Raw genomic sequence first — 26,052 nt, 5'->3', positions numbered from 1 at the left:
GAACACACTTACTTAACTCGCGTCATCACCAACGACGCATTCGTGCCGCCGAAGCCGAACGAGTTGTTCAGCACCGCGCGGACTTCGCGCTTCTTGGCCACGTGCGGGACGAGATCGACGCCCACGCAGCTGTCGCTCGGATTGTCGAGGTTCAGCGTCGGCGGGACGATCTGGTCACGCAGCGCGAGGATGCAGAAGATGCTCTCGACCGCGCCGGCACCGCCGAGCAGATGGCCGATCGCCGACTTGGTCGACGACATCGACAGACCCGAGATCGCATCGCCGAAAAGGCGACGGACCGCGCCGAGTTCGAGCTCGTCACCCAAAGGCGTCGAAGTGCCGTGCGCGTTGATGTAGTCGATGTCCTCGAGCGCGAGGCCCGACTTCTTGATCGCCATCTGCATCGACCGGAACGCACCGTCGCCTTCGGGATGCGGCGCGGTCACGTGATATGCGTCGCCCGACAGACCGTAGCCGATTACCTCGGCATACATCTTCGCGCCGCGCGCCTTCGCATGCTCGTATTCCTCGAGCACCAGCACGCCAGCGCCCTCGCCCATCACGAAGCCGTCGCGGTCCTTGTCATAGGGACGCGAGGCCTTTTCGGGCGAATCGTTGAAGTTGGTCGACAGCGCGCGCGCCTGTGCGAACCCAGCGATGCCGAGCGGGCAGACGGTGCCCTCCGCGCCGCCTGCGAGCATCACGTCGGCATCGTCCATCGCGATCATCCGAGCGGCATCGCCGATCGCGTGCGCGCCGGTCGAGCAGGCGGTGACGACCGCGTGGTTCGGACCACGCAGGCCGTATTTGATCGAGACCTGACCCGAGATCAGGTTGATCAGGCGGCCGTGCACGAAGTGCGGCGACACGCGACGCGGGCCCTTGGTGTGGAGCACGATCGATTCGCTCTCGATCCCCGGAAGCCCGCCGATGCCCGAGCCGATCGAGACGCCGGCACGCCAGCTCTCTTCGAGCGTCATCTCGGTCAGACCTGCATCTTCGAGCGCCTGACCAGCGGCATCGATGCCGTAGATGATGAACGGATCGACCTGGCGCTGGACCTTGTGGTCGACGCGCTTGCCGGGATCGAAACCATATTCGTGGTCGGCCGGCTTCACCTCGCAAGCGATGCGACACACCTGATCCGACGCGTCGAAGCGCGTGATCGGGCCCGCGCCCGACTTGCCGGCGAGGATATTCGCCCAGGCCGTTTCAACATCCGCCCCCAGGGGGGTGACCAGGCCTAGCCCGGTTACGACGACACGCCGCATGGCTTCAAACTCCGTCTGCTCTCAAAACGAAACGGCTCCCCGCCCTTTTTGCCCAAGGACGGGGAGCCGCTCAAATCACACCCATCAGGGCAGGTCCAAAGGTTTGAACCCTAGACCCTGATCAGGCCTTGTGCTCGTCGATATAGGTGATCGCATCCTTGACGGTCGCGATCTTCTCGGCGGCATCATCGGGGATCTCGACGCCGAATTCTTCCTCGAACGCCATGACGAGTTCGACGATGTCGAGGCTGTCTGCGCCCAGGTCGTCGATGAAGCTCGCGTCCTCGGTCACCTTGTCGGCTTCGACGCCGAGATGCTCGACGACGATCTTCTTCACGCGGTCAGCGGTCTCGCTCATGGTAGTTCCCTCTTCAAATCTGGGGGTTTTCGGTATTTCCTGAACGCACCTAGAACGGGGCAGTTCAGCGCGCAAGTTCAGATCATCGCCATCCCGCCGTTCACGTGCACGGTTTGTCCCGTGACGTAGCCGGCTTCACGGCTTGCCAGATACACGATCGCGGCGCCGATGTCTGCGCCTTCGCCGAGGCGACCGGCGGGAATCTTGGTGGTGAGCGCGGCCTTCTGCGCGTCGGGCAGCGCGTCGGTCATCGGCGAGGTGATGAAACCGGGGGCGACGCAGTTGACGGTGATGCCGCGGCTGGCGAGTTCCTGCGCCATCGATTTCGACATGCCGATCAGGCCGGCCTTCGACGCGGCGTAGTTGGCCTGGCCGGGGTTGCCAGTGACGCCGACGATCGAGGTGACCGAGATCATCCGGCCGAAGCGCGCTTTCATCATCGGCTTGGCGGCGGCGCGCATGAGTCGGAACGCGGCTTCGAGGTTGACGCGGATGACGCTGTCCCACTCGTCGTCCTTCATCCGCATCGCTAGATTGTCGCGGGTGACGCCGGCGTTGTTGACGAGGATGTCGAGCTTGCCGAGTTTCTCGACCGCCTGCGGGACGAGCGCGTCGACTGCGGCGGCGTCGGAGAGATTGCAGGGGAGCGCGACGTGGTCGCCGCCGAGGCTGGCTCGGAAGGCTTCGAGCTTGTCGGCGTTGGAGCCGGACACGGCGAGGCGCGCGCCTTGGGCAGCGAGGGCCTTGGCGATCTCGGACCCGATCCCGCCGGATGCTCCGGTGACAAGGGCGGTCATGCCTGTGAGGTCGAACATTTTGGTCTCCATTAGATTTTGTTCACGCGAAGGCGCGATGGCGCGAAGGGGGTGTAGCCGTTGACGATCCGGCGGAGCCCCTCCTTCAGCGTCTCGCCTCCGAAGTTGATCAGCAGCCCCAAGGGCTGTTTGGTTAGTCGCAGATACGTCAGCAGTTGCTTTGCGTGAGCGGCATTCAGCCGCTCGACCGATTTGATTTCGACGAGCAGCCGATTGCCGATGATGAGATCGATGCGGAACGCGGCATCGAAGTGCAGTCCCTCGAAATCGATCGAGACAGAGCGTTGCCGCTCAACCTCATATCCCAGACTGGCGAGCTTGGACGCTAGGACAGTCTCGTAGACGCTTTCAAGCAATCCAGGCCCAAGCTCCCGGTGAAGGCGAAGCGACACATCAATGACGTCGGAAGCGGCAGCCTCAAGATCCATCATCTTCGCGCCTTTGCGCCTTCGCGTGAATCACATCTTCTTCACGAATTCCTCGATGTCGTCCATCGTGATGACGCTGGTGGTCTCCACGTCAGGGGTGATGCGCTTGACCATCGGGCTGAGGACCTTGCCGCCGAATTCGACGAAGTGGCCGACGCCGGCCGCGTGCATCGCCAACACCGATTCGCGCCAGCGGACCATGCCGGTGACCTGTTGCACCATCAGATGGCGGATCGCGCCGGGATCGGCGACGGCGACCGCGTCGACGTTGGCGAAGACCGGCACCAGCGGCGCGCGGAGGTCTGCGTCCAGGAGGGCGGCTTCCATGGCTTCGGCGGCGGGTTGCATCAGGGGGCAGTGGAAGGGGGCGGAGACGGGGAGGAGGACAGCGCGCTTGGCGCCGAGGTCCTTGGCCAGCGCGATCGCCTTTTCGATGGCGAGGCGGTGGCCGGAGATGACGACCTGCGACGGGTCGTTGTCGTTGGCGACGGTGCAGATCAGTTCCGGGCCGCCCTCCGCGAGGATCGCGTCGACCGCCGCGCCCGCGATCACCTGCGCCTTTTCGAGATCGGTGCCGAGCAGCGCGGCCATTGCGCCCTCGCCCACCGGTACCGCCGCCTGCATCGCGCGGCCGCGGAGTTTCAGGAGGCGAGCGGTGGTCGACAGGTCGAGCGCACCGGCAGCACACAAAGCGGTGTATTCGCCCAGGCTGTGGCCGGCGACATAGTCGGCCTTGTCGACGAGGCGGATGCCGCCTTCCTTCTCGGCGACGCGCAAGGTGGCAATCGCGTTCGCCATGATCGCGGGTTGCGCGTTCTCGGTCAGGAGCAGGTCGTCCGCAGGCCCCTCGCTCATCAGGCGGAACAGATGCTGGCCGAGCGCTTCGTCGACTTCGGCGAAGACCTCGCGGGCGGTGGCACTGGCGTCGGCGAGCGCCTTGCCCATGCCGACAGACTGGCTCCCCTGGCCGGGGAAGATGAACGCGCGCATGACCTCTCCTCTGTGTTGGCCGCGGCGGTAGAGCCGATCGCCATTCACTGGTGCTAGATTTGAACTATCCTCCCCCGCCAGGGGGAGGTGGCGCCGAAGGCGTCGGAGGGGGAGGACACGAAACGGCTGTCCCTCTGCCCTCCCCCCCCGCCAGGCTACGCCTGCCACCTCCCCCTGGCGGGGGAGGATTCGAATGTCGTTCGCCCTATAAAGGTGCGTAGGCAGTTGCAACTGCACGAACCTGAACGAAGCCCGTGCGTTTGCGACAAATGGCGACCATTTCGCGCAGGCTGCGACATGCACCTGCGACAATCCGGTCCCAGATTAGTGATGACGCCGCACAACGGCGCCGTGTTTCAAACGGGAGATTACCCATGAAGAAGTTCATCCTCAGCGCACTTGCCGCCACCCTCGTCGCCAGCCCGCTGCTCGCCGCCGCCCCCGCCGAGGCACAGCAGCGCCGCGAAGTGACCACCGTGCGCCAGAATAACAATGGCCGCACCGTCGTCACCAAGAAGACCGTCGTCCGCCCGAACCAGTATCGCAACTGGCGCGCCGGCCAGCGCTTCGATCGCCGCTATGCACAGAACTACCGGGTGATCACGACCTATCGCAACTATCGTCTCGCCGCGCCGCCGCGTGGCAGCCAGTGGGTCCGCTCGGGCAACGACGCGATCCTGATCAACGCCCGCGGCAACGTGGTCCAGGTTCGTGGCGGCGCGTTCCGGTAACCGGGCCGGTAACACCTACCATTACCTTGCCTTTGCCGGATAATCGGCTAAGGCCACTGCAACCGGGGTGAGAGATTCGCGTCTCTCGCCCCTGTTTGCATTCTAGACGCCGTTTTCTAAGACGACAGCCGGAGGGGTGCACGCATGGGGCGTGTATCAGCGATCGGCCAAGACGAAGGACAAGACATGGCTCTTTACGAGCACGTGTTCCTTGCGCGCCAGGATCTGGCACAAGCGCAGGTGGACGCACTGGCGGAAATCGCCACCAAGATCGTGAACGACAACGAAGGTCGGGTCGTAAAGACCGAGAACTGGGGCCTGCGTTCGCTGGCGTACAAGATCGCCAAGAACCGCAAGGCGCACTATGTCATGCTCGAGATCGATGCCCCCGGCAGCGTGATCGCAGAGCTGGAGCGCCAGACCCAGATCAACGAAGACATCATTCGTTACATGACGGTCAAGGTCGACACCCTCGAAGAGGGCCCGACCGTGATGATGCGCAAGCAGGACCGTGACCGCGAGCGTCGTGGCGATCGTGAAGGTGGCCGCGAGGGCCGTCCCGATCGTGGCGATCGTCCGGACCGTGGTCCCCGTCGTGACCGCGAAGAGGGAGCTGAATAATCATGGCACGTCCATTCTTCCGCCGCCGCAAGAGCTGCCCGTTCTCCGCCAAAGACGCTCCCCGGATCGACTATAAGGACGTCCGGTTGCTGCAGGGCTTCGTGTCCGAACGTGGCAAGATCGTCCCGTCGCGTATCACTTCGGTGGCCGCAAAGAAGCAGCGCGAACTGGCCCAGGCCATCAAGCGCGCGCGTCACCTGGGCTTGCTGCCCTACATCGTTAAGTAAGGAGCGCCCACATGGACGTCATTCTGCTTGAGCGCGTCGAAAAGCTTGGTGCTATCGGCGACGTGGTGAAGGTCAAGGACGGTTACGCGCGTAACTTCCTGCTTCCCAACAAGAAGGCGCTTCGTTCGAACGAAGCCAACCGCAAGGTGTTCGAGTCGAACCGTGCGAAGATCGAATCGGACAACGCATCGCGTCGCAGCGATGCCGAAGCCGAAGCGAAGACCTTCAACGACGCGACCGTGACCCTGATCCGTCAGGCGTCGAACACCGGGCAGCTCTACGGTTCGGTCGCAGTCCGCGATCTGGTCGATGCGCTGGTGGCCGATGGTCACAAGGTCGGCAAGTCGGCGATCGTGCTCGACAAGCCGATCAAGGCGATCGGTGTCTACACCGTCAAGGTCGCGTTGCACCCCGAGGTGTCGGTGTCCGTCAAGGTCAACGTCGCTCGCTCGCCTGAAGAGGCCGAGATGCAGGCTTCGGGCGTCGACGTGATGTCGTCGATGTTCGAGCGCGACGAGGCTGGCTTCGTCGAGGATTACGATCCGAACGCAGAGCCCGGCGCGACCGCCGAAGCTCCTCGCGACCAAGAGGACGAGGCGCAGGGTTGATCCCTTCGTTTCCTTCTTGGCTGATACCGAAAGGCCCGCCCGGAGTGATCCGGGCGGGCCTTTTCTTTTGTGCTTTTGAGACGGCGGTTAGGGGCAGGTTACGCAGGCGCCGAGCATGGCTGCGAACGGGATGAGCGCGAAGACGACGGGGACGATGTGTTTCATGGCCGGGCGACTCTTTGAGGAGATGTTGCCGGGTCAATGCGCGGGATCGGGAAAGGTTTCCGGGCGATGAACGGATTTTGTACCGATCGGTTTTCGGTCCGGCCCCGAAGTTTCCCTCCCCCGCTCCGTCACCCCGGACCCGTTCCGGGGTCCACGGTTCCGCAACCTCGCCGGCGGTTGAGTTCGCGGCACGGTGGATGCCGGAACGAGCCCGGCATGACGGAATTATGAAGTCCCCCTGCCTACCGTTCCCCCGCGAACGCGGGGGTCCAGGGTAACGGAACGCAGCACTGCTTGATCCTGAGCTCCCGCCTTCGCGGGAGAGCGAGGAAGAGACCACCATCTGAAGCGAGCCGGCCCCCCTTCCGTCATCCTGACGAAAGTCAGGACCCAGAGCCACACTCGTAACGTCTGGTACCCTGGGTCCTGACTTTCGTCAGGATGACGGCGGTCTTCCGGTTGGGCTAAGAACGCCCAACCACGCCAAAATTCAGCTTTCGACGTTCTCCGGCTTCTCGATAAGCGCAGGCCCCTCGCCCAGCGCCAGCGCGTCGACCGAGGACACGTCTTCGAGATCCCGCGCACCCGTCTCGATATTCAGATCCCGGAATTTCCGCCCAGTGACCATCAAGCGGCCGTTGAACGAGTTGGTGAAGCCGTTGAAGTTCTTCACCGCGCTGTTGAGACCGACGCCGACTTTGCGCAGGTCGTCCGCCACCTTCGCAAGGCGGTCGTGCATCTCCTTGCCCAGTTCGCCGATCTTCCGCGCTTCGTTGGCGAGCTTTTCCTGGCGCCACACCGCCGCGACCGTCCGCGCGATCGCGATCAGGTTGGTGGGCGTTGCCAGCAGCACGCGCTTTTCGAAGGCGAAATCCCAGAGCGTCGGGTCGTGTTCAAGCGCGGCGGAGAGGAAGTGCTCGCCGGGGACGAACATGATGACGTAGTCGGGCGTGTCGGCGAACTGGCTCCAATAGGCCTTGTTGCCAAGACCGTTGACGTGTGCGCGCATCGACGCCGCGTGCGCTGCGAGGCCGATCAGGCGCTCGGCGTCGTCGACTGCGCCGAATGCGTCCTGGTAGGCGTTGAGGGAAACCTTTGCGTCGATGACCAGTGCTCGGCCGCCAGGGACGCGGATGATCGCGTCAGGGCGCAACCTTGCGCCGTCGTCGCCTACCGCGACCGAAACCTCGGTCTGGAAGTCGGTGTGTTCGCTGAGGCCGCAGGTTTCGAGGACGTTCTTCAGCTGCTGCTCGCCCCAGCGGCCGCGGGATTTGGGGGCATTGCGGAGCGAATTGACGAGCTTGGCGGCTTCGGTTGAGACCTTTTCCTGGCCGAGGCGCATCTGTTCGATCTGGCCCTTGAGGTCACCGAATGCATCGCGGCGCTCGGCTTCGACCTTGGCGACGCCCTCCTCGTAGCGTTGCAGGCGGTCGCTGACGGGTTGCAGCATCGACTTGAGGTTGAGGCCGGCGGACTCCTCGGACTGGCGGAAGCGGGCGTCGGCGCGTTCGAGGAAGGTCTTCTGCGCGTCGCTGAGCAGCTTGTTGGCGACGTCGCCGAACTGCGCTGCCATGACGTCCTTGGCCTCGCGGAGTTCGAGCAGGCGCGCTTCGAACGCCTCGCCTTGCGCCTTCAGCGTGGCGATCTCGGTGCGGGCGGCGTCGCGGTCGGCGCGGATCGTGGCGAGATCTAGGCGCAGGCGATCGGTGTCGGTGGCGCGCTCGGCGTTTTGTGCGCGGAGGGTTGCCAGGTCCTGCATCGCGGCGTTGCGTTCGTGTTCGACCGCATCGCGCGCGGTGCGGATGAGGTCGGCGTCGGCGAGCTTGGTTTGCGCGACGGCGAGTTCGCTGGCTAGGGTTGCGGCGCGGCGGGAGGCCAGGAGCCAGCCTAGGAGGAGGCCGGCGGCTAGCGCTAGGACGGCGATGATGGCGAACTCAGCCATTCTGCGTGGCCGAAACTGGAGTGAAGTATAGGAAGTGCAGACGCTGGCGCAGCATTTTCTTGGGGGGAGATGGGCGCGTCAGCGAGCGGATTTGGGCTAGGGATGGAGACGTCATGGATGGAACATACGTCGAACGGTTGATGTAGGACAATCGGAATATTCTGTTCTCCCGCGGGGGCGGGAGTCCAGGGTTACGAGCTACGGCGTTCGTGGTCCTGGGCCCCCGCCTTCGCGGGGGAACTAGGGGGGCGAGCTTCCACATTCACTCGCAATAGCACCACCCCGGCGGAGGCCGGGGCCCAATTGGAAAGGTCGCAATAACGAGAGACTGCGCTCAGTTGGCGATGTCCCCCAATTGGGCCCCGGCCTTCGCCGGGGTGGTGGTTAGTTAGGTAAGCGGGTGGCTGCATAATCGCATAACCCACGCCCCTCACCCCAGCTTGCGCTGCTTCGCCAGTTTCTTCAGCACCATGTCGCGCTTCAAACGGCTGATATGGTCGATGAACAACACCCCATCGAGATGGTCGATCTCATGCTGCATGCAGGTCGACAGCAGGCCGTCGAAATCCTCCTCATGCGCTGCGCCGGTCTCGTCCAGCCACTTCACGCGGCACCGCGCCGGGCGCGCGACCTCGGCATATTGCTCGGGGATCGAGAGACACCCTTCGTTATAGGTGGAGACCTCGTCGCTGACCGACAGGATCTCGGCGTTGATATACGCCTTGGGGTTCTTGATCGGCTTGTCGTCCTCGTCCTTCTCCTCCTGGAGATCGATGACGAGGACGCGCTTCTGCACGCCGACCTGGGTCGCGGCGAGGCCGATGCCGTTGAAGTCGTACATTGTCTCGATCATGTCGGCGACGAGCGTGCGGATGGAGTAGTCGACCGTCTCCACCGGCTCGGCGACGAGGCGCAGGCGGGGATCGGGGACTTCGAGAACGGTCATGACGGTCATCCTGCGCAGCTAGGTTCCGCGCGTTGAACCGTCAAGCCATTGGCCGCCTTGCCCTTAACGCCTGCGCCAGCGTGCCCTCGTCGAGATAGTCGAGTTCGCCGCCAACCGGGAGGCCGTGTGCTAGCTGCGTGACGCGGACCGGGAAGCGTTCGATACGCTCGGCGATGTAGTGCGCGGTGGTCTGGCCTTCGAGCGTGGCGTTCATCGCGAGGACGACTTCGTCGATGCCGCCGGCTTCGATGCGGCGGACGAGGCTGTCGATGCTGAGATCCTCGGGGCGGATGCCTTCGAGCGCGGACAGACGGCCGCCAAGGACGTGGAAGCGGCCAGGGAACAACCGTGAGCGATCGAGCGCCCAGAGATCGGCGACTTCCTCGACCACGCAGAGCGAACGCTGGTCGCGGCGGGGGTCGGCGCAGATCGCACACGGGTTGGTGGTGTCGACGTTGCCGCAGGTCGAGCAGTTCTCCAGCCGCTCGTCGACCGCGGTCAGCGCCTCGCGCAACGGGCCCAGCGCCGCGTCGCGCTTCTTGAGCAGATGCAGAACGGCGCGACGTGCGGACCGGGGGCCGAGGCCGGGGAGCCGGGCCAGCGCCTGCGTCAGCGCCTCGATCTCGGGGGATGCCATACCGGAACAGATAGGGGGTTGCGTCGCTCCCCGCCAGCGTGTTCGAGGGGCCCATGCGGATCATCTTCATGGGAACGCCGGACTTCGCAGTGCCGGTGCTGGAGGCCCTCGTCGCGGTGGGGCATGACGTGGTGGCGGCGTATTGCCAGCCCGCGCGGCCGGGCGGGCGGCGTGGGCGCGAACTGGTGCCGTCGCCGGTGCAGGTTCGGGCCGAGGCGCTCGGTATCGCGGTGCGGACGCCGGTGTCGTTCAAGGCGTCTCTGCCGGAGGGGCTGGAAGCGCGCGAGGCATTTTCGGCGTTGGACGCGGATGTTGCGGTGGTGGCCGCGTATGGTCTTATTCTGCCGCGCGCGGTGCTGGAGGCGCCTCGGTTCGGGTGCCTGAACGTGCATGGGTCGCTGTTGCCGCGGTGGCGCGGGGCGGCGCCGGTGCAGCGGGCGATCCTGGCGGGCGATGCCGAGACGGGCGTCGGGATCATGCAGATGGAGGCAGGGCTGGATACCGGGCCGGTAAGGCTCGAGGGACGAACGCCGATCGCTGGCAAGACCGCGGGCGACGTGACCGCCGAGCTGTCGGCGATGGGGGCGCGGTTGATGGTCGAGGTGCTGGGCGACCTGGACGCCTACCCTGCCCGGCCGCAGCCCGAGGAGGGCGTTACCTACGCCGCGAAGATCGACAAGGCGGAGGCGCGGATCGATTTCGAGCGGTCGGCGGTCGAGGTCGAGCGGCTGGTGCGGGCGATGAACCCGGCGCCGGGGGCTTGGTTCGAGCATGCGGGGGAGCGGGTGAAGGTGCTGGCGGCGGACGTGTTGCCGTTCTCGTTTCTTGGGTGCGAGGGGCTGACGGTCAATGCCGAGCTGACGATCGGGTGCGGCGACGGGGCGATCCGGCCGACCTTGGTGCAGCGCGCCGGACGCGGCGTGACCTCGGCGGAGGAATTGCTGCGCGGGTTTCCGATCCCGTCGGGGACGCAGCTTTGACGCGGTTCGCGTTGACGGTGGAGTTTGACGGGCGGCCGTTCATGGGCTGGCAGCGGCAGAAGCACGGGCCGAGCGTGCAGGCGGCGCTGGAGGCGGCGGTGCTGAAGATGACCGGCGAGACTGTCTCGGTACAGGCGGCGGGGCGGACCGATGCCGGCGTGCATGGACTCGCGATGCGCGCGCATGTCGACATCGCGAAGGATATCGCTGCGTTTCGGTTGATGGAGGGGCTGAATGCGCTGGTGAAGCCCGCGCCGGTGTCGGTGCTGGCGTGCGAGGTGGTCGACGACGACTGGCATGCGCGGTTTACGTGTGTCGGGCGGTCGTATGAGTACCGGATCGTCAACCGGCGCGCGCCGCTGACGGTCGAGGCGGGGCTGGCTTGGCAGGTGCCGCAGCCGTTGGATGCGGAGGCGATGGCGGAGGCTGCGGGGGCGCTGGTCGGGCGGCATGACTTCACGACGTTTCGGTCTGCGCATTGCCAGGCGGACAGTCCGGTGCGGACCTTGGACCGGCTTGAGGTGGTGCGGGAGGGGGAGCGGCTGTTCGTCTATGCGGCGGCGCGGTCGTTTCTCCACCATCAGGTGCGGTCTATGGTCGGGTGCCTTGCGCTGGTCGGTATGGGGCGTTGGGCGGTTGGCGACGTGGCGGCGGCGCTGGCAGCGAAGGATCGGGCGATGCTGGGGCTGAATGCGCCGCCTGACGGGTTGTTCTTCGTAAGTGCGGTCTACCCGTAACTCGGATCGATAGTGGCAGCGCCGGATTTGGCGATCCTCCCCCGCCAGGGGGAGGTGGCGCCAACGGCGACGGAGGGGGAGGACACGAAACAGAGGTCATCGCTTACCTCCCCCTCCGTCAGGCTATGCCTGCCACCTCCCCCTGGCGGGGGAGGATAATATAATGGCACGTTGACCCAGACTAACGGACGAACTTCGCGGCGAGCTCGACATGCGTCGACCAGCGGAACTGGCCGACCGGCTGGACCCAGTCGATTCGCCAGCCCGCATCGCACAGTTCCTTGGCATCACGCGCGAAGCTCGCTGGATTACACGAGACGTAGACGATCACCGGCGTCTTGCACTCCGCCAGCGCAGTGGCCTGTTCGCGCGCGCCGGAACGTGGCGGATCGATCACCACCGCGTCGAAGCGGTCGAGTTCGGCCACCGTCAGCGGGCGGCGATAGAGATCGCGGTGCTCCGGGTAGACCGGCCGCTGGGTGCGGTGCGCGGCGGCCTTCAGCGAACCGAGCGCATCGCGCGCGCCTTCGGCCGCGTAGACCTTTGCAGGAATCGCGAGCGTGAAAGTGCCGAGCCCGGCGAACAGGTCGGCGACCGTCGCGGGCTTGCCGATCGCCTCCAGGACGGCAGCGGTGAGCGCGGCTTCGCCATCGGGGGTGGCTTGGAGGAACGACGCGGGCGGGAGCGGTACGGGGACGCCGCCGAGCGTGATCGTGACCGAGTCCGGCTCCCAGCGCGTCTCGGGGCCGAGGCCGTCGTCGAAGGCCACGCGGGCGATCTTGTGATCTTCGCAAAATTTGGTGAGCGCCTCGGCGGCGGCGAGGCCTTCGGGGGCGAACCCGGTGATCAGGATGTCCGCACCCTGGTCGGCGAGCGTCAGATGGATGTCGGCGCGACGGCGGAAGTTGAGGCGCTTGAGCAGTTGGCGGAGCGGCTGGACGAGCGCGAACAGGCGCGGATCGAGGATCCAGCATTCCTTGATGTCGACGATCGTGTGCGCCTTCTCGGCGGTGAAGCCGAGCGTGATCTTGCCGCCCTTGCCCTCTGCGTGGAGGGTCGCGCGGCGGCGGCTCCGCTCGGGCGAGATGTGGGGCGTGCGGATCGGCGCGGACAGGTCCTGGCCGTCGAGCGCGGAGGCGATGCGGTCGGTGACGAACTCGGCATAGGCCTGGTCGTCGAGATGCTGGAGCTGGCAGCCGCCACAGGTCGGGAAATGCACGCAGGGGGGAGTCTGGTGATGCGGGCCGGGGATCACGGTGCCGTCGGCGGCGAGCGTATCGCCGGGGGCCGAGAAGGCGGCGTGTCGGCCGTCGGCGGTCATGCCGTCGCCGCGCGCCGCGACGCGGATGATCGTGTCGATATTCGTTTCAGAGGTCATAACGCCGCTCTGGCCGACCGGAGCGCTTCCGCCAAGTCGTCGGCGATGAACGCGCGCCCCAATCGGCGGGCAGCGTCACCGTGGAGCCACACTCCGGCGCAGGCTGCGTCGAGCGGATCGAGCCTTGCCGCCAGCATCGCGCCGATCGCGCCGGCGAGGACGTCGCCGGTGCCGGCGGTGGAGAGCCAGTCGCTGGACCCTTGCGCAATGCGGACGCGGCCGTCGGGGGCAGCGATGACGGTGTCGGCGCCCTTGAAGACGACGACGGCGTTGGCGCGGGTTGCGGCGTCGCGGGCTCGCGTGATCTTGTCGCCATCCGATTTGCCGAAGAGCGCGTCGAACTCACCGGCGTGCGGGGTGAGGATGACGGGGACTTTCAGCGCCTTGATTCGCTTGGGCTCGATCAGGCGGAGCGCGTCGCCGTCGATGATCAATGGGTGGCCCGAGTCCAGCGCGGCCTCCAGACGGGCCTTGGCGACATCGTCGCGGCCGAGGCCGGGGCCGATCACGAGTGCGCCGATCCGGTCGTTGGCGAGCGCTTGCGCCGAGAATGGCGCGCGGACGAGGGCGTGCGGGGAGCCTTCGCTGTCGCCGAGCAGGGTCACGTAGCCGGCGCCCGCGCGCATTGCTGCGAGGGCTGCGAGGTCGGACGCGCCGGACATGGTGCCGGCGATGACTGCGACCATGCCTCGTGTGTATTTGTGCGAGTCCGGGCCGGGAGATGGGAGGCTCGGGGCTCTTAGGACTTCGGCTTGGCTGGCGGAGGGGACGCCGATGTCGAGGAGGCGGATCTGGCCGCAATAGCGGGCTGCGGGTTGGAGCAGGTGGGCGGGTTTTACCGCGCCGAGGGCTAAGGTGAGGTCGAAGACGGGGGGCGTGCTGAGCGCCTCCTCGGAGTCGGTGGCGAAGCCGCTGGGAAGGTCGATGGCGATGCTGAGGTGGGCCGCGCTGGCTAGGGCGTGAAGCCGCCCCACCACAGACCGTTCCCCCGCGGACGCGGGGGCCCAGAGTAAGCCGTCAGGCGAGCCCTTGGAATTTAGCTGGGCCCCCGCGTCCGCGGGGGAACTGCTTGGAGTGGGGGTGGGCTCGGCGTCGAGCGATCGCGTCAGGCCGGTCCCGAACAGCGCGTCGACCAAGATCGGGGCGGGCTTTGCCTCCGCCAGCGTTTCGATGGGGCCGGACCAGCCTGCCCTCGCCGACTTCGCCGCAGACGTCCTGGGTTCCGACAACGCCGCGACGCGAACCGCCACGCCCATTTCCGCCAACACACGCGCCGCGACATAGCCGTCGCCGCCGTTGTTGCCGGGGCCGCAGAGTATCAGGACTTCGTTCGTACCCGCCAACCGACGAACCGCGTGCGCGATCGCGGTGCCGGCACGGTCCATCAACGCTTCGACCGTCACGCCGCCAGCAATCACCGCGTCTTCCGCCGCGCGCATTTCGGCGGCTGTCAGGATGGACTGGCCTTCGATTCGGATCATGATGGCTTGGTCACGCTCTTGACGGTTGCCGGGAGGCGATAGCGAGCGTCGCCTATCGACACCTCGATACCGTGGCCCTCGATCAGGCCGACCTTTGCGACCTCTGCCCCGTCTGCTGCGACGACGCCACGGCCATCGTTGGTGACGCGCAGGCGGCGGAACGCGCCATCCGGGTGGCGGATCGTCAGGATTGGGCCAGTCTCACTTTTGGCCTGTTCGATCGTGCAGACCGTTTCGAGCGCGCCGGTTCCGCGAGCACAGGGTATGCGGAAGCCTGCAGCAGACTCCTTGGTCTGTTCGGCTGCGACCTGTGTGCTGGATGGCTTGCCTGGCCCGCATGCCGCTAGCGAGAGAAGGGCGAGGCACAGGAGGCGGTTCAATGTCTTATTGAAGCCGATATCTGCACCACCGCCCGTCGTCCCAGCGAAAGCTGGGATCTCCCCGTTCGGGTCGCGGCACCCGCCAAGCGAGAGACCCCAGCTTTCGCTGGGGTGACGGGTGGAGCGCGTGTCTCGTTTACCTACCCGCGTGGGCTTAGATATCCGCGTAGACATGGGTTTCGGCTGCGGCTCCGGGGTGCGTGACGGCACCCTTGTAGGCCGGGCCGACGGTCTTCGCATAGCGCCAGAGTGCGCCCGAGCCGTAATCGGTCTTTCGCGGGACCCACGCCGCACGGCGCGCCGCCATCACGTCCTCGGGGACGTCGAGGTCGATCGTGCCGGCTTCGGCGTCGATGTGGATGATGTCGCCATTCTCGACCAGCGCGATCGGGCCGCCGTCCGCGGCTTCGGGCCCGACATGGCCGATGCAGAAGCCGCGCGTGCCGCCCGAAAACCGCCCATCGGTGATCAGCGCGACGCTCTCGCCCATGCCGAGGCCGTAGAGCGCGGCGGTGGTCGACAGCATCTCGCGCATGCCGGGGCCGCCCTTTGGCCCCTCGTAGCGGATGACGATGACTTCGCCTTCGTTGATCTCGCGATTCTCGACCGCGGCGAAGGTATCCTCCTCGCAATCGAACACGCGCGCCGGGCCTGAAAACTGGAGGCGGTGCATGCCCGCGACCTTCACGATCGCGCCTTCGGGGGCGAGGCTGCCGCGCAAGCCCACCACTCCGCCCGTAGGCGTCAGCGGGGTCTTGATGTCGTAGATTACCTTCTGGTCGGGGTTCCACGTCACCTGGTCGATGTTCTCGCCCAGCGACTTGCCGGTCACCGTCAGGCAATCGCCGTTGAGGAAACCGCCCGCGAGCATCGTCTTCATGAGCATGTAGACGCCGCCAGCCTCGTACATGTCCTTGGCGACATACTTACCACCGGGCTTGAGGTCCGCAATGTACGGCGTGGTCTTGAAGATCTCGGCGACGTCGAACAGGTCGAACTCGATGCCGGCCTCGGACGCCATCGCAGGGAGATGCAGCGCGGCGTTGGTCGAGCCGCCGGTCGCGGCGACGACGCGCGCGGCGTTGATGAACGCCTCGCGCGTGCAGATGTCGCGCGGGCGGATATTGTCGGCCAGGCACTCCATGACCTGCGCGCCGGCCGCCACGGCGATCTGTTCACGCGTCGTGTAAGGAGCAGGCACCATGTTGCTGTTCGGGATCGACAATCCGATCGCCTCGGCGACGCAGGCCATCGTGTTCGCGGTGTACTGGCCACCGCATGCGCCGTGGCCGGGACAGGCGACCTTCTCGATCGCGTGGACTTCGGAGAGCGGGCACGCGCCGGCCGCGTATTTGCCGACGATCTCGAACACGTCGACGACGGTGACGTCGCGGTCCTGATAGCGGCCGGGCAGGATCGAGCCGCCATAGACGAACACCGACGGGATGTTGAGGCGGAGCATCGCCATCATCATGCCGGGGAGCGACTTGTCGCAGCCGGCGAACCCGACGAGCGCGTCGTAGCAATGGCCGCGGACCGAGAGTTCGACCGAATCGGCGATGACTTCGCGGCTCACCAGCGAGGCCTTCATGCCCTGATGGCCCATCGCGATGCCGTCGGTGACGGTGATCGTATTGAACCGGCGTGGCATGCCGCCACCCTGGATGACGCCGGCCTGCGCGGCATCGGCCTGCGCGTCGAGCGTGGTGTTGCAGGGCGCGGAGTTGTTGCCGGCGGACGCGAGCGCGACGAACGGGCGGGCGATCTGCTCCTCGTCGAGGCCCATCGCATAGTAATAGCTGCGATGCGGGGCGCGTTCGGGACCGACGGAGACGTGACGGCTCGGCAGGCGCGATTTATCGAATGTGCGGGTCATGGCGAACGCCTATGTCGCGGGAGGGGGCGTTTGCGCAAGAGAGTTGCGTTGATTTTTAAGTGTGGAGGGCCGTGATCTCGTCGTCCGCGCGCTGGCGGGTATCCAGAACGGCGATGGTCAGCGGTCTTGTTCTTGAGGCCCGCCGGTATGGGTTCCTGCCGCCTAGGGAATGGCGGGAGCCGCCCCCCTCCCTGGAAGGGAGGGGTTGGGGGTGGGTCGGCCTGTTGGCTGACGTTGCGCTTGCCAAGCAGCCTACCCACCCCCGGCCCCTCCCTTTCAGGGAGGGGGGCAGAAGGGGGCGCGTTCGGCGTTCCGTCGACGACGATTAGAGGCCTTCTAGTGCCTTGGCTACGCCGTCCATCGTGAAGGGTTTTTGCAGGCGCGGGCGGTCGCGGAACTCGGGGGCCACGCCGTCATCGCCGCCGCCGGTGGCGAACACGAAGGGGACGCCCTTGGCCGCGAGGGCCTCGGCGACCGCAGTGCTCTTTTCACCGCCGCGCAGGTTCACGTCGAGGATCGCGCCGTCGACGCCGCCCTCCTCGATCCGCTTCAAGGCGTCGGCGACGGTGTCGAAGGATCCTGCGACGCCCTTGTCCAGCACCTCGAGGAAATCCTCGAGCATCATGGCGATCAACGGTTCGTCCTCGACGATCAGAATCTGCTGCGGGAGGATCTGCTGGGTAGCGGTCATGACATGCGCATAGTCGGGATTGTTACGACTTGCCAACATCTTGTTCAATTCTTCCCGGGGTCGCTTCAGCGCGTGGCCAGCACGTCCCGCGCCGCTTCGGCGAGTTCCTGCACCGAGAAGGGTTTCGGCAGGAACGAGACGTTGTCGAGATCGATCGATTTGCGCAGTTGTTCCTCCGCATATCCCGACATGAACAGGATCGGCAGGTCGGGATATTGTTCGCGCACGTGCCGCACCATCGTCGGGCCGTCCATTTGCGGCATGACGACGTCGCTGATCAGCAGATCGGGGCGGCCGTGCTTGGCGAGCACCTCCAGCGCGACTTCGCCGTTCTCCGCGGTGAGCACGGTATAGCCCTGCCGCGACAGCGCGCGTTCGGCGACCGCGCGGACCATGTCTTCGTCCTCGACCAGCAGGATCGTGCCGGTGCCCCACAGGTCGACCGGCTTGGGCGTCGGCTTGGCGATCACCGGGCGGGTGGAGGCCGGCGCGGTGTGGACCGGCAGATACATGCTGAAGGTGGCACCCTGCCCCGGCTTGCTGTCGGCGAAGATGTAGCCGCCCGACTGCTTGACGATGCCGTAGACGGTGGAAAGGCCGAGGCCGGTGCCCTTGCCGAACTCCTTGGTCGTGAAGAACGGTTCGAAGATCTTGGGCAGCACATCGGGCGGGATGCCGGTGCCGGTGTCCTGGACGATCAGCGCGGTGTAATCGGCGACGGGCAGGATATCGGACGCCATCTCGCGCACTTCGGACGCGGGCACCGCGCGCGTGGTGATGGTGAGCACGCCACCGCCGCGCGCGTTCGCCGAGACGATCGCGTCGCGCGCATTGACCGCGAGATTGACGACGACCTGCTCGAGCTGGCCGGGATCGGCACGGACCGGGCCGAGGTTGCGGCCGTGCGTCATGTCGAGGCGGACGTTCTCGCCCATCAGGCGCTTGAGGAGGTTCGACACCTCGGAAACGACGTCGGGGAGTTGGAGGATCTGCGGGCGGAGCGTCTGCTGGCGCGAGAAGGCGAGCAGTTGGCGCGTCAGGCTGGCGGCGCGGTTCGAGTTGGTGCGGACCTGCTGGATGTCGTCGTAATCGCTGTCGCCGGGCGAATGGCGCATCAGCATCAGGTCGCAGTGCCCGATGATCGCGGTCAGGATGTTGTTGAAATCATGCGCCACGCCGCCGGCGAGCTGGCCGACCGCCTGCATCTTGGTGGCCTGCGCTACCTCGCGCTTGAGGCGGCTCTCCTCGCTATTGTCCTTGAGGCTGAGCAGGACGGCGGCGTCGCCGAGCCCGCGCGCGCCGGCGATGGTGAGCGCAACCGGCTCGTCGGGGTGATCCTTGAGGCGGACGGCCATGTCGGCGGAGTGCGTCGCGCCGTTCGCGAACTTGCGGATCGCGTCGGCGACCGCGGCCTTGTCCTCGCGGACGACCAAGTCGCCCGGATAGAGCGGCGGGGCGACCGCGTTGACGCCCGCCGCGCGCAGGAACGAGTCGTTCATCTGCAGGAAGCGGCCGTCGCGATCGACCAGCGCCATGCCGAAGGGCATCATGCTGACGAGGCTGCGGACGTGCGCGGAGGCGCTGGCGCCGAGCGCGGGCGCGTCCTCCTCGTCGTCGAGCAGCGCGACCAGCACGGGCGCGTCGTCGCCTTCGAGGAACGGGATCTGGAGGACGCGAAGCGGCGTGCCTTCGAGGCCCTCGCGCTCGAACCGGACGAGGCCGCGACTGTCGGTGATGAGGAACCGGGCGAAGTCGCGGCCCTGGATCGAGTCGTATTCGTCGCCGCACGCCCTCGCTCTCAGCACGCGGTTGGCGGCGCGGACGCGGCCGTCGGGCGAGAGCAACGCGGCCATGATGCCGCTGCCGCCGAGCCGGTCTCCGGTCGGTCCCGTCAACAGCGCGGCGAGCGTCTCGGCGAGGTCGTGCTCCTGCGCGGTGACGAAGCGCCAGACGAGCATGTCGGCATCGTCGCCGGCGCGGGCGATCTGCGCGGAGAGCTGGATGCCTTGGGTGTTGAGGCGTTCGACCTGCGCGGTGCCGTCGCGCCACGCGGAGCGGCCGGCGTCGGCGAGTGCGGCGATGCCGGCTTCGTCGAGCGGGAGGCCGGGGGGGGTCGGAAAGCCCGCGAACAAGGCTTCGTACGCGTCGTTGGCGCAGACCAGGCGGCCGGCGCGGTCGGTGATGGCGATGGCGTCGGCGCCGGCCTCGGCGACGGTGCGGGTCAGGTCCCAGTCGACGGGGCGCGGGGCGTCCCTGGCGACCGGGTTGAGCAGGCGCCAGGCGATCAGCGCGCCGATGACGATGATGGCGGCGGCGAAGAAGCCGGCGGCGGCGATCCAGCTGCCCACGAGCAACAGCACGATTGCGGCGGCGGCAGCGCCCGAGCCGACAGCGACGAGCGCTGCGTTACGGGCGGAGGTGGGTAAAGCGAACGATGCCATCGCGGGGAGTCATCCGCTGTTGCGGGGTGAGGCGTCAAGCGGGATGCGGTGGTGCGGGGGTGATGGCGCCGCTCCGTACGACACTTCCAAAGAGAAGCACCACCCCGGCGGAGGCCGGGGCCCAGTTGGAACGTCGGTCGTAACGACGCACTGTCCATCGTCACAGCTGTCCCCCAACTGGGCCCCGGCCTTCGCCGGGGTTGTGGCCTAACTGCACTGTGGAAAGGGACAAATTGTCCTGCCTTTTTCTGTTCCCCCGCGGAGGCGGGGCCCAGGGGTGGCGGGCGGTAGCGCTTGTCATTCCCGCGCACCCGCCTTCGCGGGAGAACCCGGGTGGGACCGCCAAGCGGGCGACGGCGCCCTTTTCTGCTCCCCTCCCTGGAAGGGAGGGGTTGGGGGTGGGTCGGGTTCCGCATGTTCGAACCGTTGTGGCCCAAACTGGCCTACCCACCCCCTGCCCCTCCCTTTCAGGGAGGGGGGACCGTTGGGGGTTGGGCGAACCCGGGCGCGTTCTCCTAAAAGACGCGCCCTCGTTCCGGCTTCCCCACTCTAGGGGAACCCAGATCACCAGATCCGGACGCGCTGCTCCGGGGTCAAATACAGCTTCTGCCCCGGCGTCGGCTTGTACGCCGCGTACCAGGGGTCGAGGTTGCGCACGACCCACGCCCGCTGCTGCGACGGGGAGTGCGGATCGGTCAGCAACCTATTACGAAGGTTCGCTTCGCGGTAGTTGCGGCGCCACACCTGTGCCCAGCCGAGATAGAAGCGCTGGTCGCCGGTGAAGCCGTCGAGCACCGGCGCGGCCTTGCCGCCTAGCGCCGTGTGATACGCGTCGTAGGCCACCGTCAGGCCGGCGAGATCGGCGATGTTCTCGCCCATCGTGAGCTGGCCCTTTACGTGCATCCCTGGGAGCGGCTCGTAGGCGTCATATTGCGCGCCGAGCTTGCCGGTGAGCGCGTTGAAGCCGGCGATGTCCTTGGGCGTCCACCAGTCGGTGAGCTGGCCCTTCGAATCATATTTCGAGCCCTGGTCGTCGAAATGATGGCTCAGTTCGTGGCCGATCACCGCGCCGATGCCACCGTAATTGACCGCGTCGTCGGCCTTCGGATCGAAGAACGGCGGCTGCAGGATCGCGGCGGGGAAGACGATCTCGACCATGCCGAAATTGGCATAGGCGTTCACCGTCATCGGCGTCATGCCCCACTCCCAGCGCTGCAACGGCTTGCCAAGCTTGGAAATATTGTCCTGGTGCTGCCATTCGTTGGCGCGCCATTCGTTGCCGAATGCATCGCCGGAGGTGATGGTCAGACCGGAGAAATCCTTCCACTGGCTGGGGTAGCCGATCTTCGGCGTGAACGCGGCGAGCTTGGCGTGCGCCTTGACCTTCGTCTCGGGCGCCATCCATTCGAGCTTGTCGATCCGGCGGCCCATCGCGGCGAGGACGTTCTTGACCAGCTTGTCGGCTGCGGCCTTCGTCTCGGGCGGGAAATACTGTGCGACGTAGAGCTTGCTGACCTCGTCATCGAGCGCGCCGCTGGTGAACTGGACGCCGCGCTTCCAGCGGGCCTCCTGCTCGGGCGTACCGCCGAGGACGGTGCCGTAGAACGCGAACTGCTCGGCGTCGAACGCCTTGGGCAGGACGTCGGCGTACCCGTCGAGCGAACGCAGGATCAACTGGTCCTTGAGCACGCCGATCGGCGCGGTCGAGACGAGCTTGGCGATACCGGTGATCGCCGACGGCTGCGCGACGATGACGGTCGGGACGGGCGTGCCCAGCCCCTTGAAATAGGCGACGAAATCGAAGCCGGGCGCGCGCTTGGCGAGATCGGCGACGGTCATCTTGTTGTAGGTCTTGGTGGCGTCGCGGCTGTCGACGCGGGTCCAGCTGACCTTGGCTATCTCGGTCTCGAACGCGAGCAGGGCGGTTGCGCGGGCCTCGGCATTGGGTTCGCCCGCGAGCGTCAGCATCTTGGCGATGTGCGCGCGGTAGGCGTTACGTGCCTCGACCAGCTTGGCGTCGGCGCTGAGGTAGTAATCACGGTCGGGGAGGCCGAGGCCGGACTGGCCGAGCGAGAGCGCGTATTGCTCAGGGGACTTGTCGTCCTGGCCGACGCCGCCGCCGAACGGGCCGCGGATGCCGGCGCGGCTGGCTTCGGCGAGGAGTGCCGGGTATTGCGCGCGGTCGGTCAGCGCGGCGATTGTCTTCAGCCACGGGCGGATCGGCGCGAGCCCCTTGGCCTCGATCGTGCCGGTGTCGAGATAGGTCGCATAGGCGCGGCCGATCTTCGAGTTCGGATCCTTCGCGGCGGTGTCGAGGATGCCGCGGGTGCGCGTCTCGGACAGGTCGGAGAGGAGATTGAACGACCCGTAGTTCGACTTGTCGGCGGGGATCGGGGTGTTCTTGGACCAGTTGCCGTTGGCGTAATTGTAGAAATCGTCGCCGGGCTGGACGGTCTTGTCCATGCCCTTCTCGTCGAAGCCGAAACTGCCGTATTGCGCACCGGTGGAGGTGGCGGGTGCGGCTGGCGTTGGCTCAGCCGTTTGCGAGATGGCGGCGGTGACGCCGGTGATGGCGGTTGCGGCGAGCAGGCCGGCGACGATGAACGACTTCATGGGATTCTCCGGGAGAAGCTTAGTCAAACACTATACCGATCGCCGATGCCGTTCCCCTGCGAAAGCAGGGGCCCAGGGTCACACACGGCGTCTTTTGTGACCCTGGGCTCCCGCGTTCGCGGGAGAACGGTAGGGGCAGGTTACCAGATGCGGACGCGGTTGGCGGGGGCGAGGTAGCTCTTCTCGCCGGGCTTGGCGCCGAACGCGGCGTACCAGGGGTCGAGGTTGCGGACGGTCAACACGCGCTGGTGACCCGGCGAATGCGGGTCCGACAACAACGTCTGCTGGAGCGCGGCGTCGCGGAACTTGGTGCGCCAGACGCCCGCCCAGCCATAATAGAAGCGCTGGTCGCCGGTGGTACCGTCGATGATCGGCGCCTGCTTGCCGCCGAGCGACTTGTGATACGCGTCGTACGCCACCGTGAGGCCGGCGAGATCGGCGATGTTCTCGCCGAGCGTCAGGCCGCCCTGGATATGCTGGCCGGGGAGCGGTTCGTACGCGTCATACTGCTTCACGAGCGCGTCGGTGAACACCTTGAAGCGCGCGACGTCCTGCGGCGTCCACCAGTCGGTGAGCTTGCCGTTGAGGTCGTATTTGCGGCCCTGGTCGTCGAAGTGGTGGCTGATCTCGTGGCCGATCACCGCGCCGATGCCGCCGTAATTGACCGCCGGATCCGCCTTCGGGTCGAAGAACGGCGGCTGGAGGATCGCGGCCGGGAAGACGACCTCGTTCATCGTCGGGTTGGCATAGGCGTTGATCGTCATCGGCGTCATGAACCACTCACCGCGATCGATCGGCTGACCGAGCTTCTTAAGGTCGCGATCATATTCGAACGCGTTGGCGCGCGCGACGTTGCCCACGAGATCGCCACGCTGGATCTGGAGCGCGGAATAATCGCGCCACTTGTCGGGATAGCCGATCTTCGGGGTGAAGGCGGCGAGCTTGGCGAGCGCCTTGGTCTTGGTCTCGGGCGCCATCCATTCGAGGTTCCGGAGCCGCTCGCCCATCGCCGCGATGACGTTCTTGACGAGATCGTCGGCGGCGGCCTTCGACGCAGGCGGGAAATACTTCGCCACATACTGCTGGCCGATCGCCTCGCCCATCGCGCCCGACACGGTCGAGACGCCGCGCTTCCAGCGGACCTGCTGCTCGGGCGTGCCGGACAGCGTTGTGCCGTAGAAGGCGAAGTTGGTCTTGTCGAAATCGCTCGACAGATACGGCGCGTACGCGCGCAGCACCTTGAGCATCGCATAGTCCTGGAGGACGTTGATCGGCGTGTCGGCGAAGACCTTCGCCTCGCCGGTCAGCGCGCTCGGCTGTGCGACGAGGTAGAACGGACGGCCGGTAACGCCCATTGCGGTCATATACTGCGCCCAGGGGAAGCCCGGTGCCTTCGCGGCGAAGTCGGCGGCGGTCCATTTGTTGTAGGTCTTGTCGGCGTCGCGGCTCTCGATCCGGGTCCAGTGCGCGGTCGCGAGGCCCTTCTCCATGGCGAAGACGGCAGCGGCGCGGGCGGCGGCGTTGGGTTCGCCGGCGAGCGTCAGCATCCGCGTCAGATACGCCTGATACGCGGTGCGGATCGTGGCGAGCTTGGCGTCGTCCTTGAGGTAATAATCGCGATCGGGGAGGCCTATGCCACTCTGACCGAGGCCGACGACATAGGTGGTCGGGTCCTTGTCGTCCTGCTGCACGCCGACGCCGACGAGGCCGCCGACGCCCTGGCGCTGGAGTTTTGCGATCTCGGTGACGAGCGCGGTCTTGTCCCTGCTCGCCTTGATTGCGGCGAGCATCGGCTTGACCGGGGTCGCGCCCTTCGCGTTGACCGCCGCCTCGTCCATGAAGCTCGAATAGAAATCGCCGACCTTGTCGCCAGGCTTGGTCGCTGCGGCATCGAGGATCGTGCGGGTACGAGCGAGCGACAGGTCCTGAAGGACGTGGAACATGCCGTAGGACGAGCGGTCCGCGGGGATCGGCGTGGCCTTCACCCAGCCGCCATTGGCGTAATCGAAGAAGTCGGTGCCCGGCGCGACGCTGGTATCGCGGCCCGCCATGTCGAAGCCGAAATCGCCGATCTGCGGCTTGTTGGCATCCTTGGGAGCGACCGGGCCGGTAGCGGCCTTGGCCAACGTCGGCGACGGGGCAGCCTGGTTCGTCTGGGCGAAAGCCGAAGCGGCGGACGCGAGTAGGATCACGGTAACAATCGACTTACGCATCAAGGGACCTCGGGAGAGACTTCAGGATGCGGTGTGTTCTACGCCGATAGGACGGTCCGTCAATTCCAGGCGGTGTCAAATGTTACGAAATACTACGCCGCGCGATTATCGTGCCGATGCCGCCACTTGCGCGCGATCCACAACCGCCAGCCGAGCGCGCTGAGCGCATAGCCGCCGACCGAACAGACGACCGTGATGACCAGCAGGCCCAGTGCGGTGGCGGGTCCCGCCTGCATCAGCCACGGGATCCATTCGGTGCGCGCCGCGGCGTTGGCGACGGGCTGGCCGGGCACATGTTCGTCGAGCCGCAGCATCGACGACCCGATCCAATAGGCCGCGATCCAGAGCGGCGGCGTGGTCAGCGGGTTGGTGATGAAGGTGGTCAGCGCCGCGGTCGGCACGTTGGCGCGGAATGGCAGCGCGAAGATCGCGGCGACGGGCGTCTGCGCGACCGGGATCAGGATGCCCGCGACCATCCCCAGCGCGACGCCGCGCGGGACCGACCGGCGGGTGAAGCGCCAGAGTTCGGGTGCGAGAACGCGGTGCGCGACCGGACGCAGCAGCCGGTTCCGCTCCATCGATTCGCGGGTCGGCAGATTGCGATGCGACCACGCCGCGAGGCGCCCGAAGATACTGCCCGGCGCCTTCGACACAGGCTATCCGCGATCCCGCATGATACGACCCTGCTCGCGCTTCCAGTCCTGTTCCTTCACCGAGTCGCGCTTGTCGTGGTTCTGCTTGCCCTTGGCGAGCGCCAGTTCGATCTTCGCGCGGCCCTTCGAATTGAAATAGATCATCAGCGGCACGAGCGTCATGCCCTGGCGCGCGACGGCGCCGAACATCTTGTTGATCTCGCGCTCGTGGAGCAGCAATTTGCGCGGCCGCTTGGGCTCGTGGTTGAAGCGGTTGCCGTGGCTGAATTCGGGGATGTTCGAATTCACAAGGACGACGTTCTTGCCCTTCACCTCGGCATAGGCCTCGGCGATCGAGCCTTCGCCGCCGCGCAACGCCTTCACCTCGGTGCCGGTGAGCGCGATGCCCGCCTCGAACACCTGCTCGATATAATAGTCGTACCGCGCGCGCCGGTTCTCGGCGACGATCTTGGTCTTCTCGAAGGTCGGGGGTTTGGGACGTGCCATGGGACGCGCGATGTAGGAGGTCGGAGGGCTTAGGGGAAGCGGGCGCGACGTTGGCCACCGCGTTATTCGTGTGCGCCGTTCTCCACCCCCTTCTTTCGCCCCTCCCTGGAAGGGAGGGGTTGGGGGTGGGTCGGGTTCCGCATATCCGGACCGTCGTGACTCGAGCCGGCCTACCCACCCCCCGCCCCTCCCTTCCAGCGACGCGGGACCGTCGTGGCCTGTTCGGACACCTGCCCCTTCCTTCCAGGGGGGACCGTGGCGGTCTGGTCAGACGAGGCGAGCGTGTTCCAGCGCGGCATCGACCGCCTGGAAGCGGGCGCGACGTTAGCCACCGCGTTATTCGTGCGCGCCGTTCTCCACCCCCTTCTTTCGCCGCTCCCTGGA

At 66.4% G+C, this 26,052-nt stretch carries 24 protein-coding genes; 6 read left to right on the top strand and 18 right to left on the bottom strand.

Features of this window, described 5'->3' with window-relative positions; all coding sequences use genetic code 11:
* Positions 1-8 precede the first annotated feature (8 nt).
* The 5 genes from fabF to fabD all read right to left on the bottom strand — a co-directional run bounded on the left by fabF (position 9) and on the right by fabD (position 3,862).
* Entirely contained in the window at positions 9-1,271 is a 1,263-nt protein-coding gene (gene fabF, locus NLI89_RS19485) for a beta-ketoacyl-ACP synthase II (protein ID WP_254688494.1), read from the bottom strand.
* 121 nt (positions 1,272-1,392) lie between these two features.
* Positions 1,393-1,629 (bottom strand): acyl carrier protein, encoded by a 237-nt coding sequence (locus NLI89_RS19480; protein WP_031393971.1) that lies wholly within the window; start codon positions 1,627-1,629, stop codon positions 1,393-1,395.
* Positions 1,630-1,706: 77 nt separating this feature from the next.
* Positions 1,707-2,444, bottom strand: a complete 738-nt coding sequence (gene fabG, locus NLI89_RS19475; protein ID WP_254688493.1) for a 3-oxoacyl-[acyl-carrier-protein] reductase — start codon at positions 2,442-2,444, stop codon at positions 1,707-1,709.
* A gap of 11 nt (positions 2,445-2,455) precedes the next feature.
* Complete coding sequence (locus NLI89_RS19470; RefSeq protein WP_254688492.1) at positions 2,456-2,875, bottom strand: GxxExxY protein; 420 nt, start codon at positions 2,873-2,875, stop codon at positions 2,456-2,458.
* A 27-nt stretch (positions 2,876-2,902) separates the two neighbouring features.
* Positions 2,903-3,862, bottom strand: coding sequence for an ACP S-malonyltransferase (gene fabD, locus NLI89_RS19465; RefSeq protein WP_254688491.1), 960 nt, complete (start codon positions 3,860-3,862; stop codon positions 2,903-2,905).
* A 374-nt stretch (positions 3,863-4,236) separates the two neighbouring features.
* On the opposite strand from fabD, the gene NLI89_RS19460 reads away from it, so the two are divergent.
* The 4 genes from NLI89_RS19460 (at position 4,237) to rplI (ending at position 6,049) form a co-directional block, all read left to right on the top strand.
* Positions 4,237-4,593: an RcnB family protein gene (locus NLI89_RS19460; protein ID WP_254688490.1), complete on the top strand. Its 357-nt coding sequence runs from the start codon at positions 4,237-4,239 to the stop codon at positions 4,591-4,593.
* A gap of 186 nt (positions 4,594-4,779) precedes the next feature.
* Positions 4,780-5,214 carry a 30S ribosomal protein S6 gene (rpsF, locus tag NLI89_RS19455; protein ID WP_056050884.1) on the top strand — a complete coding sequence of 145 codons (435 nt, stop codon included), beginning with the start codon at positions 4,780-4,782 and terminating at the stop codon, positions 5,212-5,214.
* A gap of 2 nt (positions 5,215-5,216) precedes the next feature.
* Positions 5,217-5,441, top strand: a complete 225-nt coding sequence (gene rpsR / locus NLI89_RS19450) for a 30S ribosomal protein S18 (RefSeq protein WP_031393978.1) — start codon at positions 5,217-5,219, stop codon at positions 5,439-5,441.
* Between the two features lie 11 nt (positions 5,442-5,452).
* Complete coding sequence (rplI, locus tag NLI89_RS19445; protein ID WP_254688489.1) at positions 5,453-6,049, top strand: 50S ribosomal protein L9; 597 nt, start codon at positions 5,453-5,455, stop codon at positions 6,047-6,049.
* A 655-nt stretch (positions 6,050-6,704) separates the two neighbouring features.
* On the opposite strand, the gene rmuC is transcribed toward rplI, so the two are convergent.
* The 3 genes from rmuC to recR all read right to left on the bottom strand — a co-directional run bounded on the left by rmuC (position 6,705) and on the right by recR (position 9,739).
* Complete coding sequence (rmuC, locus tag NLI89_RS19440) at positions 6,705-8,156, bottom strand: DNA recombination protein RmuC (RefSeq protein WP_254688488.1); 1,452 nt, start codon at positions 8,154-8,156, stop codon at positions 6,705-6,707.
* A 430-nt stretch (positions 8,157-8,586) separates the two neighbouring features.
* Positions 8,587-9,111 (bottom strand): peptide deformylase, encoded by a 525-nt coding sequence (def, locus tag NLI89_RS19435; protein ID WP_254688487.1) that lies wholly within the window; start codon positions 9,109-9,111, stop codon positions 8,587-8,589.
* A gap of 31 nt (positions 9,112-9,142) precedes the next feature.
* Positions 9,143-9,739: a recombination mediator RecR gene (gene recR / locus NLI89_RS19430; RefSeq protein WP_056052820.1), complete on the bottom strand. Its 597-nt coding sequence runs from the start codon at positions 9,737-9,739 to the stop codon at positions 9,143-9,145.
* Between the two features lie 53 nt (positions 9,740-9,792).
* Between recR and fmt the strand changes: the two genes are divergently transcribed.
* Entirely contained in the window at positions 9,793-10,719 is a 927-nt protein-coding gene (gene fmt, locus NLI89_RS19425) for a methionyl-tRNA formyltransferase (protein WP_254688486.1), read from the top strand.
* Positions 10,716-11,456: a tRNA pseudouridine(38-40) synthase TruA gene (truA, locus tag NLI89_RS19420; RefSeq protein ID WP_254688485.1), complete on the top strand. Its 741-nt coding sequence runs from the start codon at positions 10,716-10,718 to the stop codon at positions 11,454-11,456. Before fmt ends, truA begins: the two co-directional genes overlap by 4 nt.
* Before the next feature lie 181 nt (positions 11,457-11,637).
* Here truA and NLI89_RS19415 read toward each other — a convergent pair whose 3' ends face one another.
* The 10 genes from NLI89_RS19415 to smpB all read right to left on the bottom strand — a co-directional run bounded on the left by NLI89_RS19415 (position 11,638) and on the right by smpB (position 25,668).
* The gene (locus NLI89_RS19415) at positions 11,638-12,834 is read right to left on the bottom strand and encodes a class I SAM-dependent RNA methyltransferase (RefSeq protein WP_254688484.1); all 1,197 of its coding nucleotides are present in this window, start codon (positions 12,832-12,834) and stop codon (positions 11,638-11,640) included.
* On the bottom strand, positions 12,831-14,315 hold the full coding sequence (locus tag NLI89_RS19410; protein ID WP_254688483.1) for an NAD(P)H-hydrate dehydratase: 1,485 nt from the start codon (positions 14,313-14,315) through the stop codon (positions 12,831-12,833). The genes NLI89_RS19415 and NLI89_RS19410 overlap by 4 nt, the downstream gene beginning before the upstream one ends.
* Positions 14,312-14,695: a hypothetical protein gene (locus NLI89_RS19405; protein WP_254688482.1), complete on the bottom strand. Its 384-nt coding sequence runs from the start codon at positions 14,693-14,695 to the stop codon at positions 14,312-14,314. Before NLI89_RS19405 ends, NLI89_RS19410 begins: the two co-directional genes overlap by 4 nt.
* A gap of 154 nt (positions 14,696-14,849) precedes the next feature.
* Entirely contained in the window at positions 14,850-16,571 is a 1,722-nt protein-coding gene (gene ilvD, locus NLI89_RS19400) for a dihydroxy-acid dehydratase (protein ID WP_254688481.1), read from the bottom strand.
* 325 nt (positions 16,572-16,896) lie between these two features.
* Positions 16,897-17,262, bottom strand: coding sequence for a response regulator (locus NLI89_RS19395; RefSeq protein ID WP_187503262.1), 366 nt, complete (start codon positions 17,260-17,262; stop codon positions 16,897-16,899).
* Positions 17,263-17,327: 65 nt separating this feature from the next.
* A complete protein-coding gene (locus NLI89_RS19390) occupies positions 17,328-19,703 on the bottom strand; it encodes a hybrid sensor histidine kinase/response regulator (protein ID WP_254688480.1) in 2,376 nt (791 codons plus the stop codon).
* Between the two features lie 564 nt (positions 19,704-20,267).
* Complete coding sequence (locus NLI89_RS19385) at positions 20,268-22,316, bottom strand: M13 family metallopeptidase (protein WP_254688479.1); 2,049 nt, start codon at positions 22,314-22,316, stop codon at positions 20,268-20,270.
* A gap of 140 nt (positions 22,317-22,456) precedes the next feature.
* Complete coding sequence (locus tag NLI89_RS19380; protein WP_254688478.1) at positions 22,457-24,529, bottom strand: M13 family metallopeptidase; 2,073 nt, start codon at positions 24,527-24,529, stop codon at positions 22,457-22,459.
* 92 nt (positions 24,530-24,621) lie between these two features.
* Entirely contained in the window at positions 24,622-25,161 is a 540-nt protein-coding gene (locus NLI89_RS19375) for a DUF2062 domain-containing protein (protein WP_439144552.1), read from the bottom strand.
* Positions 25,162-25,185: 24 nt separating this feature from the next.
* On the bottom strand, positions 25,186-25,668 hold the full coding sequence (gene smpB, locus NLI89_RS19370; protein WP_055879372.1) for an SsrA-binding protein SmpB: 483 nt from the start codon (positions 25,666-25,668) through the stop codon (positions 25,186-25,188).
* Positions 25,669-26,052 lie beyond the last annotated feature (384 nt).

This window comes from Sphingomonas faeni, assembly GCF_024273235.1.
Classification (GTDB): domain Bacteria; phylum Pseudomonadota; class Alphaproteobacteria; order Sphingomonadales; family Sphingomonadaceae; genus Sphingomonas; species Sphingomonas faeni_A.
The sequence above is the reverse complement of the archived record's forward strand: the minus strand, read 5'-3'. Positions and strand labels throughout refer to the sequence as shown.